Source organism: Stenotrophomonas sp. a6 (assembly GCF_030913325.1).
Taxonomy (GTDB): domain Bacteria; phylum Pseudomonadota; class Gammaproteobacteria; order Xanthomonadales; family Xanthomonadaceae; genus Stenotrophomonas; species Stenotrophomonas maltophilia.
In genome coordinates, this window is record NZ_CP133161.1 from 3,084,622 (window position 1) to 3,099,719 (window position 15,098).

The 15,098-nt window shown below is 64.5% G+C and carries 15 protein-coding genes and 1 tRNA gene; all 16 read right to left on the reverse strand.

Going from position 1 to position 15,098, the window contains the following annotated elements; all coding sequences use genetic code 11:
• Positions 1-4 precede the first annotated feature (4 nt).
• Positions 5-1,513 carry an NADH-quinone oxidoreductase subunit M gene (locus Q9Q79_RS14315; protein ID WP_005410452.1) on the reverse strand — a complete coding sequence of 503 codons (1,509 nt, stop codon included), beginning with the start codon at positions 1,511-1,513 and terminating at the stop codon, positions 5-7.
• A gap of 23 nt (positions 1,514-1,536) precedes the next feature.
• A complete protein-coding gene (gene nuoL, locus Q9Q79_RS14320; RefSeq protein WP_201861786.1) occupies positions 1,537-3,696 on the reverse strand; it encodes an NADH-quinone oxidoreductase subunit L in 2,160 nt (719 codons plus the stop codon).
• A 7-nt stretch (positions 3,697-3,703) separates the two neighbouring features.
• Entirely contained in the window at positions 3,704-4,009 is a 306-nt protein-coding gene (gene nuoK, locus Q9Q79_RS14325) for an NADH-quinone oxidoreductase subunit NuoK (protein WP_005410454.1), read from the reverse strand.
• Positions 4,006-4,662, reverse strand: a complete 657-nt coding sequence (locus Q9Q79_RS14330; RefSeq protein ID WP_088429422.1) for an NADH-quinone oxidoreductase subunit J — start codon at positions 4,660-4,662, stop codon at positions 4,006-4,008. The genes nuoK and Q9Q79_RS14330 overlap by 4 nt, the downstream gene beginning before the upstream one ends.
• Positions 4,663-4,671: 9 nt before the next feature.
• Complete coding sequence (gene nuoI, locus Q9Q79_RS14335) at positions 4,672-5,160, reverse strand: NADH-quinone oxidoreductase subunit NuoI (protein ID WP_005410456.1); 489 nt, start codon at positions 5,158-5,160, stop codon at positions 4,672-4,674.
• 4 nt (positions 5,161-5,164) lie between these two features.
• Positions 5,165-6,259: an NADH-quinone oxidoreductase subunit NuoH gene (nuoH, locus tag Q9Q79_RS14340; protein ID WP_005410457.1), complete on the reverse strand. Its 1,095-nt coding sequence runs from the start codon at positions 6,257-6,259 to the stop codon at positions 5,165-5,167.
• A complete protein-coding gene (gene nuoG, locus Q9Q79_RS14345) occupies positions 6,256-8,490 on the reverse strand; it encodes an NADH-quinone oxidoreductase subunit NuoG (protein ID WP_043035584.1) in 2,235 nt (744 codons plus the stop codon). Before nuoG ends, nuoH begins: the two co-directional genes overlap by 4 nt.
• Complete coding sequence (gene nuoF / locus Q9Q79_RS14350; RefSeq protein WP_010486436.1) at positions 8,487-9,827, reverse strand: NADH-quinone oxidoreductase subunit NuoF; 1,341 nt, start codon at positions 9,825-9,827, stop codon at positions 8,487-8,489. Before nuoF ends, nuoG begins: the two co-directional genes overlap by 4 nt.
• A 4-nt stretch (positions 9,828-9,831) precedes the next feature.
• Positions 9,832-10,359, reverse strand: a complete 528-nt coding sequence (gene nuoE / locus Q9Q79_RS14355; RefSeq protein ID WP_005410460.1) for an NADH-quinone oxidoreductase subunit NuoE — start codon at positions 10,357-10,359, stop codon at positions 9,832-9,834.
• A gap of 97 nt (positions 10,360-10,456) precedes the next feature.
• Positions 10,457-11,764, reverse strand: a complete 1,308-nt coding sequence (locus tag Q9Q79_RS14360) for an NADH-quinone oxidoreductase subunit D (RefSeq protein ID WP_014037950.1) — start codon at positions 11,762-11,764, stop codon at positions 10,457-10,459.
• Positions 11,761-12,510, reverse strand: a complete 750-nt coding sequence (locus Q9Q79_RS14365) for an NADH-quinone oxidoreductase subunit C (protein WP_005410462.1) — start codon at positions 12,508-12,510, stop codon at positions 11,761-11,763. Before Q9Q79_RS14365 ends, Q9Q79_RS14360 begins: the two co-directional genes overlap by 4 nt.
• Before the next feature lie 33 nt (positions 12,511-12,543).
• Complete coding sequence (locus Q9Q79_RS14370; RefSeq protein ID WP_005410463.1) at positions 12,544-13,098, reverse strand: NADH-quinone oxidoreductase subunit B; 555 nt, start codon at positions 13,096-13,098, stop codon at positions 12,544-12,546.
• On the reverse strand, positions 13,089-13,445 hold the full coding sequence (locus Q9Q79_RS14375) for an NADH-quinone oxidoreductase subunit A (protein ID WP_005414075.1): 357 nt from the start codon (positions 13,443-13,445) through the stop codon (positions 13,089-13,091). Before Q9Q79_RS14375 ends, Q9Q79_RS14370 begins: the two co-directional genes overlap by 10 nt.
• Before the next feature lie 111 nt (positions 13,446-13,556).
• Positions 13,557-13,641, reverse strand: a tRNA-Leu gene (locus Q9Q79_RS14380).
• Between the two features lie 51 nt (positions 13,642-13,692).
• Positions 13,693-14,130, reverse strand: coding sequence for a preprotein translocase subunit SecG (gene secG / locus Q9Q79_RS14385; protein ID WP_005410465.1), 438 nt, complete (start codon positions 14,128-14,130; stop codon positions 13,693-13,695).
• Between the two features lie 31 nt (positions 14,131-14,161).
• A complete protein-coding gene (gene tpiA / locus Q9Q79_RS14390) occupies positions 14,162-14,917 on the reverse strand; it encodes a triose-phosphate isomerase (protein ID WP_005410466.1) in 756 nt (251 codons plus the stop codon).
• Positions 14,918-15,098: the final 181 nt, after the last annotated feature.

Consider the following 15,098-nt stretch of genomic DNA (forward strand, 5'->3'; position numbering starts at 1 on the left):
GGAATTACAGCAGCTTGCTGGATGCGATCTGCATCGCCAGCTTCGCGATCGAGGGCTCCATCAGGTCGGTCAGCGGCTTGGGGTAGATGCCCAGGGCCAGCACGCCGATGGCGAACACGCCCAGCACCAGCCATTCGCGGCCGTTGATGTCCTTCAGTTCGGCCACGTGGCTGTTGGCCACTTCGCCGAAGAAGATGCGCTTGTACAGCCACAGGGTGTAGGCGGCGCCGATGATCAGGGTGGTGGCCGCGCCCAGTGCGATCCACGGATTACGCTGGAAGGCCGACAGGATGACCATGAACTCGCCGACGAAACCGCTGGTGCCCGGCAGGCCCGCATTGGCCATGAAGAACAGCATGGCGAAGGTGGCGAACCACGGCATCACGTTGACCACGCCGCCGTAGTCGGCGATGCGGCGGCTGTGCATGCGGTCGTACAGCACGCCGACACAGGAGAACATCGCACCGGACACGAAGCCGTGCGAGATCATCTGCACCATGGCGCCCTGCAGGCCCAGGCGGGCAGCATCGGCGTTGCCGGCTTCACGCACCAGCCACAGGGCGATGAAGGTGCCCAGGGTGACGAAGCCCATGTGCGCGATCGACGAATAGGCGATCAGCTTCTTCATGTCGTCCTGCACCAGGGCGACCAGGCCGACGTAGATCACCGCGATCAGCGACAGCGCGATCACCAGCCAGGCCCATTCCTGCGACGCGTCCGGGACGATCGGCAGGTTGAAGCGCAGGAAGCCGTAGCCACCGATCTTCAGGGCGATGGCGGCCAGGATCACCGAACCGGCGGTCGGCGCTTCCACGTGGGCGTCCGGCAGCCAGGTGTGGACCGGGAACATCGGCACCTTGACCGCGAAGGCGATCAGGAAGGCGAAGAAGATCCAGGTCTGTTCCTTGGCCGACAGCGGCAGCGCGTACAGGTCGGCCAGCTGGAAGCTGCCGCCCTTCATGTACAGGTAGATCAGCGCCACCAGCATCAGCACCGAGCCGAGGAAGGTGTACAGGAAGAACTTCAGTGCTGCGTAGATGCGGCGCGGGCCACCCCAGACACCGATGATCAGGAACATCGGGATCAGCATGGCTTCGAAGAACACGTAGAACAGCATCGCGTCCGTCGCGGCGAAGATGCCGACGGTGACGCCTTCCAGGATCAGGAAGGCCGCCACGTACTGGTTGACGCGCTTGTCGATGGCGCTCCAGGCGCCGATCAGGGCAAGCACGCTGACCAGGGTGGTCAGCAGGATCAGCGCCACGGCAATGCCGTCCACGCCCAGGTTGTAGCCGATCTTGTACGCCGGGATCCAGGCATGGGTCTCGACGAACTGCAGGCCGTCGATGCCCGCGTTGTAGCCGCTCAGCAGCGAGAGGCTTGCAACGAAGGTGAGCACCGCGACGCCCAGCGACGCCCAGCGGGCAGTCTGTGCATCACGGATCGCAAGGATCAGGGCGCCACCGATGATCGGCAGCCAGATGAGGACACTGAGTAGAGGCCAGTTCGACACGTCTTCTTATTCCGTACAGGTCATCAACGCAGGTAATGCATCAGCACGCCCAGCAGGGCAATCAGGCCGATGATCATCGCGAAGGCGTAGTGATAGAGGAAACCGGATTGGGTACGACGCAGCACGCCGGCTGCAACGTCCACAACACGTGCCGAGAGATTGACCACGCCGTCGACGATGTTGCTGTCGATCCAGCGCGAGACCTTGCCCAGCTTGACGCTGCCACCGGCAAAGCCATCGATCCACAGCTTGTCGAAGCCGTACTTGTTTTCCAGCACCGAAACGATCGGGGCGAAGGTCTTGCGTGCCTTGCCCGAGAGGTCCGGCTTCCACAGGTAGAACAGCGCAGCCAGCAGGAAGCCCGCCAGGGTCAGCCAGAACGGCGGCAGCATCATGCCGTGCAGCGCGAACGCGACCGGGCCATGGAACTCTTCACCCAGGAACGCGACGGTGTTCTTGGCCGGATCGTAGAAGTCGACGATTCCGGTGAAGAACGTCTGCGCCTGGCCCTTGATCGCCTCGTGCGCATGGTTGCCGGCCCAGTCGGTGCCGTGCAGCATCGGACCGATGCTGAAGAAACCGATGGCGATCGACGGGATGGCCAGCAGGATCAGCGGCAGGGTCACCACCCACGGGGTTTCATGCGGTTCATGCGGACCGTGGCCATGGCCGTGGTCGTCATGGGCATCGCCATGGTGGGCATCGGCGGCGTGGTGATCGTCATGGCCGTGGCCATGATCGTCGTGCGCGTCGCGGAAACGCTCCTTGCCGTGGAAGGTCATGAACAGCAGGCGGAAGCTGTAGAAGCTGGTCACCAGCACGCCACCCAGCACCGCCCAGTAGCCATAGGTGGCCACCCAGCTGTTCTGCATGTGGGCGTGGATCTCGGCCGCCTCGATGATGGTGTCCTTCGAGTAGAAGCCGGAGAAGAACGGCGTACCAACCAGGGCCAGCGTACCGATCCACATGGTGATGAAGGTGATCGGCATGTACTTGCGCAGGCCGCCCATCTTGCGCATGTCCTGCTCGTGGTGCATCGCGATGATGACCGAGCCGGCGCCCAGGAACAGCAGGGCCTTGAAGAAGGCGTGGGTCATCAGGTGGAACACGGCGGCCGAGTAGGCCGACACGCCCAGGGCGACGGTCATGTAGCCCAGCTGCGACAGCGTGGAGTACGCGACGACGCGCTTGATGTCGTTCTGCACGATGCCGATCAGGCCGGTGAAGAACGCGGTGGTGGCACCGATGAACAGCACGAAGTTCAGCGCCGTCTGCGACAGCTCGAACAGCGGCGACATGCGGGTGACCATGAAGATACCGGCGGTCACCATCGTCGCGGCGTGGATCAGTGCCGAGATCGGGGTCGGGCCTTCCATCGAGTCCGGCAGCCACACGTGCAGCGGGACCTGGGCCGACTTGCCCATGGCGCCGATGAACAGGCAGACGCAGATGACGGTGGCGATCGACCAGATCACCGGCTCGTTCAGCAGCTGCATGCCCAGGAGCGTGCCGTCCCAGATCTGCAGCTGGGCGCGCGGGTCAGCCAGCATGCCGGCCTGCGAGAACACCTGCGAATAGTCCAGGGTGCCGAACACCCACAGCACGCCGGCGATACCCAGCAGGAAGCCGAAGTCACCGACGCGGTTGACCAGGAACGCCTTCATGTTGGCGAAGATCGCGGTCGGGCGCTTGAACCAGAAGCCGATCAGCAGGTACGACACCAGGCCCACCGCTTCCCAGCCGAAGAACAGCTGCAGGAAGTTGTTGCTCATCACCAGGGTGAGCATCGAGAAGGTGAACAGCGAGATGTAGCTGAAGAACCGCTGGTAGCCCGGGTCGTCCTGCATGTAGCCGATCGTGTAGATGTGGACCAGCAGCGACACGAAGGTCACCACCACCATCATCATTGCGGTCAGCTTGTCGACCATGAAGCCGACGTGCGCCGAATACTGGCCGACTTCGAAGAACGTGTAGATGTTCTGGTTGAACGGCTGCGCGCCGCCCCACATCAGCTGGTAGAACGTGTACATCGACAGGCCGCAGGCTACCGCGACGCCGAGGATGGTGATGGTCTGCGCGCCGAAGCGCTTGACCTGGCGACCGAACAGGCCGGCGATGATGCTGCCGAACAGCGGTGCAAGCACCACTGCGATCAACAGACTCTTGGAGAGAGTGATTTCCATCTGTGGATCAGCCCTTCAACGAATCGACTTCGCCGACATTGATCGTGCGGCGGGTACGGAACAGGGTCACCAGGATCGCCAGGCCGATGGCGGCTTCCGCGGCGGCGACGGTCAGGATGAAGAACACGAACAGCTGGCCGGACGGATCGCCCAGCTGACGCGAGAAGCCGACGAAATTGATGTTCACCGACAGCAGCATCAGCTCGATCGACATCAGCAGGACAATGACGTTCTTCCGGTTGAGGAAGATGCCGGCCAGGCTGATGGCGAACAGCACCGCGCCAAGCGCAAGCATGTGGCCAAGGGTAATCACGGCTGGGTCTCCTCGCCGGTGGCCGGCTTGCTGTTGCTGTGCACGACCGGTACTTCGGCGCCCATCTTGACCATGCGCAGGCGCTGGCCGGCCTTGACCATGGTCTGCTCACCCGGGTTCTGGCTCTTCACGCCGGTACGGCGACGCAGGGTCAGCATCACGGCGGCGACCACGGCCACTGTCAGGATGACGGCGGCGAACTCGAACGGCAGCAGGTATTCGGTGAACAGCGTGCGCGCCAGCCAGGTGACGTTGGAGCTGTCGGCAGCGACCGCAGCGGCGTTGTCGGCCGGGAACGGAGTGACCGCCCTGCCCTTCACGCCGATCAGGATCAGCATCTGCACCAGCATCGCCACTGCCACGATCAGGCCGACCGGCAGGTAGCGCACCCAGCCCTCACGCATCTTGGTGGGATCGATGTCCAGCATCATCACCACGAACAGGAACAGCACCATCACCGCGCCGACGTAGACCAGCACCAGCGCCACGCCGAGGAACTCGGCGCCCACCAGCAGCCACACGCAGGCAATGGAGAAGAAGGTCAGCACCAGGCACAGCACTGCATGCACCGGGTTGCGCACGCTGATCACCGCACCGGCCGAAACCGTTGCCGCGATGGCGAACACCCAGAAAGCGATATTTACCCAATCCATCTCTCGACCTCAGCGGTAAGCGGCATCGGCGGCACGACGCTCGGCGATCTCGTTTTCGAGACGATCGCCAAGGGCCAGCAGCTGCGGCTTGGTAACGATGTTTTCGCCACGGTTCTCGAAGTGGTACTCGAGGATGTGGGTTTCGACGATCGAGTCCACCGGGCAGCTTTCTTCGCAGAAGCCGCAGAAGATGCACTTGAACAGGTCGATGTCGTAGCGGGTGGTGCGGCGGGTGCCGTCCTCGCGCTTGGCCGAGTCGATGGTGATGGCCAGGGCCGGGCACACCGCTTCGCACAGCTTGCAGGCAATGCAGCGCTCTTCGCCGTTGGGGTAACGGCGCAGCGCGTGCAGGCCACGGAAGCGCGGCGACTGCGGGAACTTCTCCATCGGGTACATCATCGTGTACTTCGGCTTGAAGCTGTACTTCAGCGTCAGCCAGAGGCCCGCCAGCAGTTCGAGCAGCAGCAGGCTCTTGAAGTAATGGGTAATCCTGTTCATCACTTTAGACGCCCTTTTGAATCACGCCGAAGAACACCATGACGGCGGTAACCGCGATCCACAGAATGGCCAGCGGGATGAAGACCTTCCAGCCCAGGCGCATGATCTGGTCGTAGCGGAAGCGCGGGAAGCTGGCACGGAACCAGATGTAGGCACTGGCGAAGAAGAACACCTTGACGAACAGCCACGGTGCACCGCCCTTCCAGATCCAGTCGACCAGCGGCGAGACATCGCCGAAGTTGACCCAGCCCTGGACCGGGCTCAGCCAGCCGCCGAGGAAGAAGATCGAGATCAGGAAGCTGATCAGGATCATGTTCGCGTATTCGGCCAGGAAGAACAGCGCGAAGGCACCGCCGGAGTATTCGACCATGTGGCCGGCGACGATTTCCGATTCGCCTTCCACCACGTCGAACGGCGCGCGGTTGGTTTCAGCCACGCCCGACACCCAGTAGATGACGAACAGCGGGAACAGCGGCAGCAGGAACCAGTCGAAGAAGCCGGAGCTGCCGGCCTGCGCCATCACGATATTGCTCAGGTTCAGGCTGCCAGCGGCGATCATCACGCCGACCAGGGCGAAGCCCATGGCGATTTCGTAGCTGATCATCTGCGCCGAGGCGCGCATGGCACCCAGGAACGCGTACTTCGAGTTGGACGCCCAACCGGCCAGGATGATGCCGTAGATGCCCAGCGAGGTCATCGCCAGCAGGTACAGCAGGCCGGCGTTGGCATTGGACAGCACGATCTGCGAATCGAAGGGGACCACCGACCAGGCCGCGAAGGCCGGGGCCAGGGTGATCAGCGGTGCCAGCAGGTAGATCGCCTTGTTGGCGCTGCTCGGCTGGACCACTTCCTTGAACAGCAGCTTGAAGACGTCGGCGAAGGCCTGGAAGATGCCCATGCCCACGTACATCGGGCCGTGGCGGACGTGCATCCAGCCGATCAGCTTGCGTTCCCAGACCACGTAGAAGGCCACCGAGATGATCACCGGAACGGTGATCACCAGGATCTTCAGGATGATCCAGATCAGCGCGCCGATGTCACCGAGGCCCAGCAGCCACTGGTGCAGCGGGTCGACCGCGTTCAACAGCAATTCGTTCATGCAGCCACCACCGTTACGCGAGCGGCACCCAGCGGCGCGGTCGCGCCGTGGCCCGATTCAATCCAGACCGAACCCGCAGCGACGCGGGCGTCGACCACCACCGGCAGGGTGGCCTTGCCGGCATCGGTGCCGACCTTGGCCATCTGCCCTTCCTGCAGCTGCAGGCGAGCGGCATCTTCAGCGTTCAGCACGATGCGCGGGGCGTTGTTGAGCGGATGCGACTGCAGCGCCGGGGCGCGACGGACCACCGCATCGGTGCGGTAGATCGCGGCGGTCGAAGCCACTTCCAGGCCTTCGCCGGCAACCACCGGCTGCGCCGAAGCGGCAACGGTGACCGACACTGGGGCCAGGCTGGCACGCAGGCCGGCCAGGTCGGTGAAGTCGAAACCGGCCAGCGCCATGTCGCCGCCCAGTGCGCGCAGCACGCGCCACCCTTCACGGGCCTCGCCCGGCAGCTTGCCGCCGGCACGGGCCGACTGCTCGCGACCATCGAGGTTGGTCAGGGTGGCGTCGATTTCCGGCAGCGCACCGATCGGCAGGATCACGTCGGCGACGTCGCGGGTCGAGGCACAGGCGAACTGGCTGAAGGCCACCACCTGGGCACCGGCCAGCGCCTTGCGCGCGGCAGGTGCATCGGCGAAATCCAGGCCCGGCTCCAGGCCGTACACCACGTAGGCCTGGCGCGGCTGCGCCAGCATCGCGGCGACGTCCTTGCCGGCCGGCAGCACGCCAGCGCGGGTCAGGCCCACGGCGTTGGCGCCCTGCGGGATGCGGCACAGCTTGGCACCGGTGGCGGCGGCGAAGTCACGCGCGGCGGCGCGGATGGCGGCAGCCTGCGGGTGGTTCTCGGCGATGCCACCAACGATCAGCACGGTGTTGTTGCCGCCCTGCACGGCCGAACGCAGCTCGGCGCTGGCCAGCGCGTCGACGAACTTCGACGGCGCGACGATCTGCTTGCCGGCGATGCTGAAAGCGAAGTCGAAGTCCACCGGATTGACGACGTGGATCTTCGCGCCCTTGGTGGTCTGCGCCTTGCGCAGGCGGGCGTGCAGCAGCGGCAGTTCGTGGCGGATGTTGCTGCCCAGAACGACGATGCGGTCGGCGCCTTCGATCTCGGCCAGCGGCAGGCCGAACACTTCGGCGGTTGCGGCGTCGGAGAAATCGCGGTTGTTGATGCGGTGGTCGATGTTGCTCGAGCCCAGGCCCTTGGCCAGGCGGGCCAGCAGCGCGCCCTCCTCGTTCGAGGTGGACGGGTGCACCAGCACGCCCAGGTTGTCGCCCTGGTTGGCCTTGAGGATCTCGGCGGCAGCAGCCAGGCCTTCGGTCCAGCTCACTTCCTTCCACTCGCCATTGACCTTGCGCAGCGGCTTGACCGCACGGTCTTCGCTGTACAGGCCCTGGTGCGAGTAGCGGTCACGGTCGGACAGCCAGCACTCGTTCACCGCTTCGTTGTCGCGCGGCACGGTGCGCAGCACTTCGCCGCGACGCACGTGCAGGAACAGGTTCGAACCCATCGCGTCGTGGTAACCCAGCGACTCGCGCGCGGTCAGTTCCCACGGGCGGGCGCGGAACTGGAACACCTTGTTGGTCAGTGCGCCGACCGGGCAGACGTCGACGACGTTGCCGGACAGTTCGGTGGTCAGCGGCTTGCCGTCGAAGGTACCGATCTGCAGGTTCTCACCGCGGTACATGCCACCCAGTTCGTAGGTACCGGCGACGTCGGCGGTGAAGCGGACGCAGCGGGTGCACTGGATGCAGCGGGTCATCTCGGTGGCGACCAGCGGGCCCATGTCCTCATCCGGCACCACGCGCTTGCGCTCGTTGAAGCGGCTGACCGAACGGCCATAGCCCAGCGACACGTCCTGCAGCTCGCACTCGCCGCCCTGATCGCAGATCGGGCAGTCGAGGGGGTGGTTGATGAGCAGGAACTCCATCACCGAGCGCTGGAACTTCAGTGCCTTCTCGCTGCGGGTGGCGACCTTCATGCCATCCATCACCGGAGTGGCGCAGGCCGGCGCCGGCTTCGGCGACTTTTCCACGTCCACCAGGCACATGCGGCAGTTGGCGGCGATCGGCAGCTTCTCGTGGTAGCAGAAGCGCGGAATCGAAATGCCGGCCTTGTCGGCCGCCTGGATGATCATCGAACCCTTGGGCACGACCAGGGACTTGCCATCGATTTCGATGGTCACGTGATCCGGTGGCACGTTCGGGTTTACGGGTTGCGCGCTCATGCGGCGGCTGCCTCCACCTTCTTGCCGTCAACCATCGAATGACCGTTGACGATGTAGTACTCGAATTCGTCCCAGAACTGGCGCAGGAAGCCCTGGATGGGCCATGCAGCCGCTTCACCGAACGCACAGATGGTGTGGCCTTCGATCTGGCCGGCCACCGCCTTCAGCTGGTGCAGGTCTTCCATCGTGGCCTTGCCGGCGACGATGCGCTCCAGCACGCGGTGCATCCAGCCGGTGCCCTCACGGCACGGGGTGCACTGGCCACAGGATTCCTTGTGGAAGAACTGGCTGATGCGGCAGGCGAACTTGACGCAGCAGACGCTGTCGTCGAGCACCACGATCGCGCCCGAACCCAGGCCGGAGCCCAGCGCGCGGATGGTGTCGTAGTCCATCGGCAGGTCCTTCAGCTCGGCCGCGGTCAGCACCGGCATCGACACGCCGCCCGGGATCGCGCCCTTCAGCGTGCGGCCCGGACGCAGGCCACCGGCCATTTCCAGCAGGTCGTGGAATTTGGTGCCGAGCGGCACTTCGAAGTTGCCGCCATTCTGCACGCAGCCGGACACCGAGAAGCACTTCGGACCGCCGTTGGCGGTCAGGCTCAGGCCCTTGAACCACTCCGGACCGTTGCGGATGATCGCCGGCACCGAACCATAGGTTTCGGTGTTGTTGATCGTCGACGGCTTGCCATACAGGCCGAAATTGGCCGGGAACGGCGGCTTGTAGCGCGGCTGGCCCTTCTTGCCCTCCAGCGATTCCATCAGCGCGGTTTCTTCGCCGCAGATGTACGCGCCGGCGCCCAGCGCGCCGTAGATGTCGATGTCCACGCCGCTGCCGAGGATGTTCTTGCCCAGCCAGCCGTTCGCATAGGCGTCGGCCAGGGCCTGCTCGAAGTGCTCGAACGGCTCGTGGTGGAACTCACCGCGCAGGTAGTTGTAACCCACGGTCGAACCGGTGGCGTAGCAGGCGATCGCCATGCCTTCCACCACCGAATGCGGGTTGTAGCGCAGGATGTCGCGGTCCTTGCAGGTGCCCGGCTCGGATTCGTCCGAGTTGCAGAGGATGTACTTCTGCATGTTGCCCTTGGGCATGAAGGACCACTTCAGGCCGGTCGGGAAGCCTGCGCCACCGCGGCCGCGCAGGCCCGAGGCCTTGACCATCTCGATGACCTGCTCCGGCGGGATCTTCTCTTCGAGGATCTTGCGCAGGGCGGCGTAGCCACCGGTCTTCAGGTAGCTTTCGTACGACCACGGGGTGTCGTAATGCAGGGTGGTATAGACCACCTGGTGCGGCAGCGGCGCGGGGCCGACCGGACCCTTGGATTCGTGGTGATGTGCCATGCCCTTACTCCAGCCCGTCCAGCAGCTCGTCGACCTTTTCCAGGGTCAGACGCTCATGGTAGTGACCGTTGATGACCATCATCGGCGCGCCACCGCAGCCAGCCAGGCACTCTTCCTCGCGCTTGAGGTAGACGCGGCCGTCCGGGGTCGATTCACCGTGCTTGATGCCCAGCTTCTTCTCGCAATGGCGCACGATGTCCTCGGCGCCATTGAGCCAGCAGCTGATGTTGGTGCAGATGGCCACGTTGTTGCGGCCGACCTTCTCGGTCTCGAACATCGAGTAGAAGCTGGCGACCTCGTAGGCCCACACCGGCGGCAGATCAAGGTACTTGGCCACGCCGGCGATCAGCTCGTCGGTCAGCCAGCCCTGGTTCTGCTCCTGGGCCGCATGCAGGCCCTGCAGCACGGCAGAGCGCTTGCGGTCCGGCGGGAACTTGGACAGCCAGTGATCGATGTGAGCGCGGGTCTTGTCGCTCAGCACCACCATCGGGTCGACGTCGCGCGCCGCCTCGAAATTACCTGTCGCCTTCATCGGCCGACCTCAGCGAAATGCATAACGTGAAATTCCAGAAACTGCGGCGCCGGCTTGCGCCGGCTGCCTGCAGCGGGCGTTGGCGTGGCGGACGGCATTACCGGTCAACCTCGCCGAACACCAGGTCGTAGGTGCCGATCATCGCCACCACGTCGGCCAGCATGTGGCCGCGCACGATCGAATCGATCGAGGACAGGTGGGCGAAGCCCGGCGCACGCAGGTGCACGCGGAACGGCTTGTTGGCGCCATCGGAGACCAGGTAGCAGCCGAATTCGCCCTTCGGGGCTTCCACCGCCGAGTAGGTCTCGCCGGCCGGCACGCAGTAGCCTTCGCTGAACAGCTTGAAGTGGTGGATCAGCGCTTCCATGTCGTCCTTCATGTCCTCGCGCTTGGGCGGAGCGACCTTGAAGTTCTTCACCATCACCGGGCCCGGGTTGGCCTTCAGCCACGCCACGCACTGCTTGATGATGCGGTTGGACTCGCGCATTTCGGCAACGCGGACCAGGTAGCGGTCGTAGCAGTCGCCTTCCTTGCCCAGCGGGATGTCGAAATCGACGGCATCGTACTTGGCGTACGGGCGCTTCTTGCGCAGGTCCCAGGCCACGCCCGAGCCACGCAGCATCACGCCGGTCATGCCCCACTGGTGCGCCAGTTCCGGCGTCACCACGCCGATGCCGACGGTACGCTGCTTCCAGATACGGTTGTCGGTCAGCAGGGTTTCGTATTCGTCGATGCGCTTGGGGAACTCGACGGTGAAGTTCTCCAGGAAGTCCAGCAGCGAGCCCTCGCGCGAAGCATTGAGCTGCTTCAGCGCCTTGCCCTTGTGCCAGCGCGACTCCTTGTACTTCGGCATGTGGTCCGGCAGGTCGCGGTAGACACCGCCCGGACGGTAGTACGCCGCGTGCATGCGTGCGCCGGAGACTGCTTCATAGCAGTCCATCAGCTCTTCGCGCTCGCGGAAGGCGTACAGCATCACCGCCATCGCACCCAGGTCGAGCGCGTTGGAGCCCAGCCACATCAGGTGGTTGAGGATGCGGGTGATCTCGTCGTACATGGTGCGGATGTACTGCGCACGCTCCGGCGCCTCGATGCCCATCAGGGTCTCGATCGCGCGCACGTAGGCGTGCTCGTTGCACATCATCGACACGTAATCCAGTCGATCCATGTAACCGATCGACTGGTTGAACGGCTTGGACTCGGCCAGCTTTTCGGTACCACGGTGCAGCAGACCCACGTGCGGGTCGGCGCGCATGATGGTTTCACCGTCCATTTCCAGGATCAGGCGCAGCACACCGTGAGCGGCCGGATGCTGCGGGCCGAAGTTCATGGTGTAGTTGCGGATTTCCTGCCGACTTTCGGCGGCGTTGCTGGCGAATGCTTCGCCGGCCTGGTGTACGTGGCTCACTTCACTGCCTCCTGCGCGCGCTCACCTTCTGCGGTCTGCAGACGGGCGTCGTCGCGGATCACGCGCGGCACGCCGACACGCGGCTCCACCGAGGTGACCGGTTCGTAGATCACGCGCTTCTTTTCTTCGTCGTAGCGGACTTCGACATTGCCGATCAGCGGGAAGTCCTTGCGGAACGGATGGCCGACGAAACCGTAGTCGGTCAGGATCCGGCGCAGGTCCGGGTGGCCTTCGAAGATCACGCCGTACAGGTCGAACGCTTCGCGCTCGAACCAGTTCAGGCCCGGCCAGATGCCGGTCAGCGAGGACACCACCGGCAGTGCTTCGTCAGGGGCGAAGCAGCGCAGGTGCATCATCAGGTTGTGCTGGTACGAGCGCAGCTGGGCGACCACGGCGAAACGCTGGGTCGGCATGTGCTGCGGGCGGGCACCGTCGGCACCGTTTTCCTCGGTGGGGAACTCACCCCACGCGAAACGGCCCTGGGCCTTGCCTTCGACGCCACGGCTGAAGCCCTGCGAGGACACGTCGGCGGTGTCCCATTCGTCGGAGCCATAACCCAGGTAATCGACGCCGCAGAGATCCACGGCCTGCTCGAAACCAAACTCGTCACGCAGCGCCAGGGCGGTGGCGTGCCACTCGGCGGCAGGCACTTCCAGCGTCACTTCGCCGCGGGGTTCGACCACGATGACCTTCGCACCAGCGAAACGTGCGGAGAGTCGGTCGATGAAGGATGCTTGCTCTGCCATGGGGGCTTGGCGCGCTCTTGTCAGGTGAAGGGGTCAGCGGGCGATGGTCTGTGTACGCCAGATCTTCTTCTGCAGCTGCAGGATCCCGTACACCAGCGCCTCGGCGGTCGGCGGGCAACCCGGGACGTAGACGTCCACCGGCACCACGCGATCACAGCCGCGCACGACAGAATAGGAGTAGTGGTAATAGCCGCCACCATTGGCGCAGCTACCCATCGAGATGACCCACTTCGGGTCCGGCATCTGGTCGTAGACCTTGCGCAGCGCCGGGGCCATCTTGTTGACCAGGGTACCGGCCACGATCATCACGTCGGACTGGCGCGGCGACGGGCGGAACACCACGCCGTAGCGGTCAAGGTCCAGGCGCGCGGCGCCGGCGTGCATCATCTCGACCGCGCAGCAGGCCAGACCAAAGGTCATCGGCCACATCGAGCCGGTGCGCGCCCAGTTCAGCAGTGCATCGACGCTGGTGGTGACGAAGCCCTTTTCCAGCAGCGGGTTGTCGCCTTCCGGCCGCAGGATGTCATCAACCCGGCCTTCCGGCGTGGGGTTGTTCATGAGGCCATCGAGAGTCTGAATCACTCCCATTCCAGCGCTCCCTTCTTCCAGACGTAAATGAAACCGAGGAACAGCATGCCGACGAACAGGCCCATGGTGACGAGCGAACGCGCGCCCAGCTCCATGAAGACCTGGGTCCACGGCACGATGAAGATGATTTCCAGGTCGAAGACGATGAACTGGATCGCGATCAGGTAGTAGCGCACGTCGAACTTCATGCGCGCGTCTTCGAAGGCCTCGAAGCCGCACTCGTACGGCGACAGCTTTTCCAGATCGGGGCGGCGGGGACCGAGGAATCGACCAACCAGCATCAGCGTAATGCCGATACCGGTGGCAACGATCAGAAACAGCAGAGACGGCAAATATTCGGCCAGCACAGCGATTCTCTCTTGCCTCTGCCGCTGCGCCTGCAGGCGCTTTGGCATGGGGGAGTGGACGGGAATCTACCTGGCGCCTTGCGCGCCAGGCGAACCCGCTTTACTTACAAATGGTGCCCAAGAGGGGACTCGAACCCCTACGACCTAAGTCGCTACCACCTCAAGGTAGTGCGTCTACCAATTCCGCCACCTGGGCAAACGATCACATCAGACTATCTTCCCGATGCGCCGCGTATTGTAACCGGCTTCAGTGTTTCTGGGAGCCTTCCGAAGGCTTTTCTTCACCAGAAACCGAAGATTCCGCCTGAGCCGGCACATTCGCGGCCGGAACCGGGGCGGCCGGGACCGCATCAGCCTTCGGAACGGCCGGCAATTCGCCTGCCGGAGCCGCCGGAGCGACCGCCGCCGGGGCGGACATCAAGCCCAGATCCTGGTCGGCCGCCGGACGACTGCCATGACCGGCATACCAGGCCATGAAGAGGCTGATGCCGAAGAACACGACGGCCAGCCACTTGGTCGACTTGGACAGGAAGTTCGAGGCGCCACGCGCACCGAACACCGTACCCGAGGCGCCGGCACCAAAGCCCGAACCCGCCGCCGCACCCGAGCCACGCTGCATCAGGATCAGCGCGATCATGGCCACAGCGACCAGCACGTAGACGACATTGAGGATCAACATCAGCATTGGAAACCGCCCTCGGACAATACTTCTAGGATTAGTTCGCGGCCGCCGCCCTTGCGATGGCCAGGAAGTCCGCAGCCACCAGGGAGGCGCCGCCGACCAGCCCACCATCGACATCCGGCTGCGCGAACAGTTCCCCGGCATTGTCGGGCTTCACGCTACCGCCGTAAACAATGGGCAGTGAATCAGCGATTCTAGCATCGATACGCGCGACTTCGCCACGGATGAACGCGTGCACCTGCTGTGCCTGCTCCTTGGTGGCGGTACGGCCGGTACCGATGGCCCAGACCGGCTCATAGGCGACCACAGCCTGGGCGAAACCGGCCGCGCCAACCAGCTCCAGCACCGGTGCCAGCTGGCTGGCGATGACCGCTTCGGTCTGCCCGGCCTCGCGCTGTTCCAGGGTCTCGCCCACGCACAGCACCGGCACCAGGCCGGCGTGCTGGGCGGCGGCGAACTTGCGCGCGACCAGCTCGCTGCTCTCGTGGTGGTACTGGCGGCGCTCGGAATGGCCGACCAGGCCATAGCGGGCCCCGACCTCGACCAGCATGGCCGCGCAGACCTCGCCGGTGTAGGCGCCCTTCTCGTTGCTGCTCACGTCCTGCGCGCCAAAGGCCAGGCCGGTCTCGCCGAAGTCCTCGACCAGCTCGCCCAGGTACGGCAGCGGCGGCAGGATCACCACGTCCACCCCCTCCAGCGGCAGCCCGGCAGCCACCTGCCCCAGCAGTTCATTGGCGAATTGACGGCTGCCATGCAGCTTCCAGTTTCCGGCGACGATCTTGCGGCGCATGAGCGGGTGGCTCCTGTGTGAAGTCAGCCGGTCATGATACCCGCTGCGGCAAAAATCCGTTTCCTTGTAAGCGGTTACATGGATTTTCAGCCAACGGCGCAGCCCCTCGTGGCGGGGGGCGGGTTGGTCGCGTATCACCGGTTGGATTGGTGAGATTGGCCGGGCGGGTGAGGATGCCGGG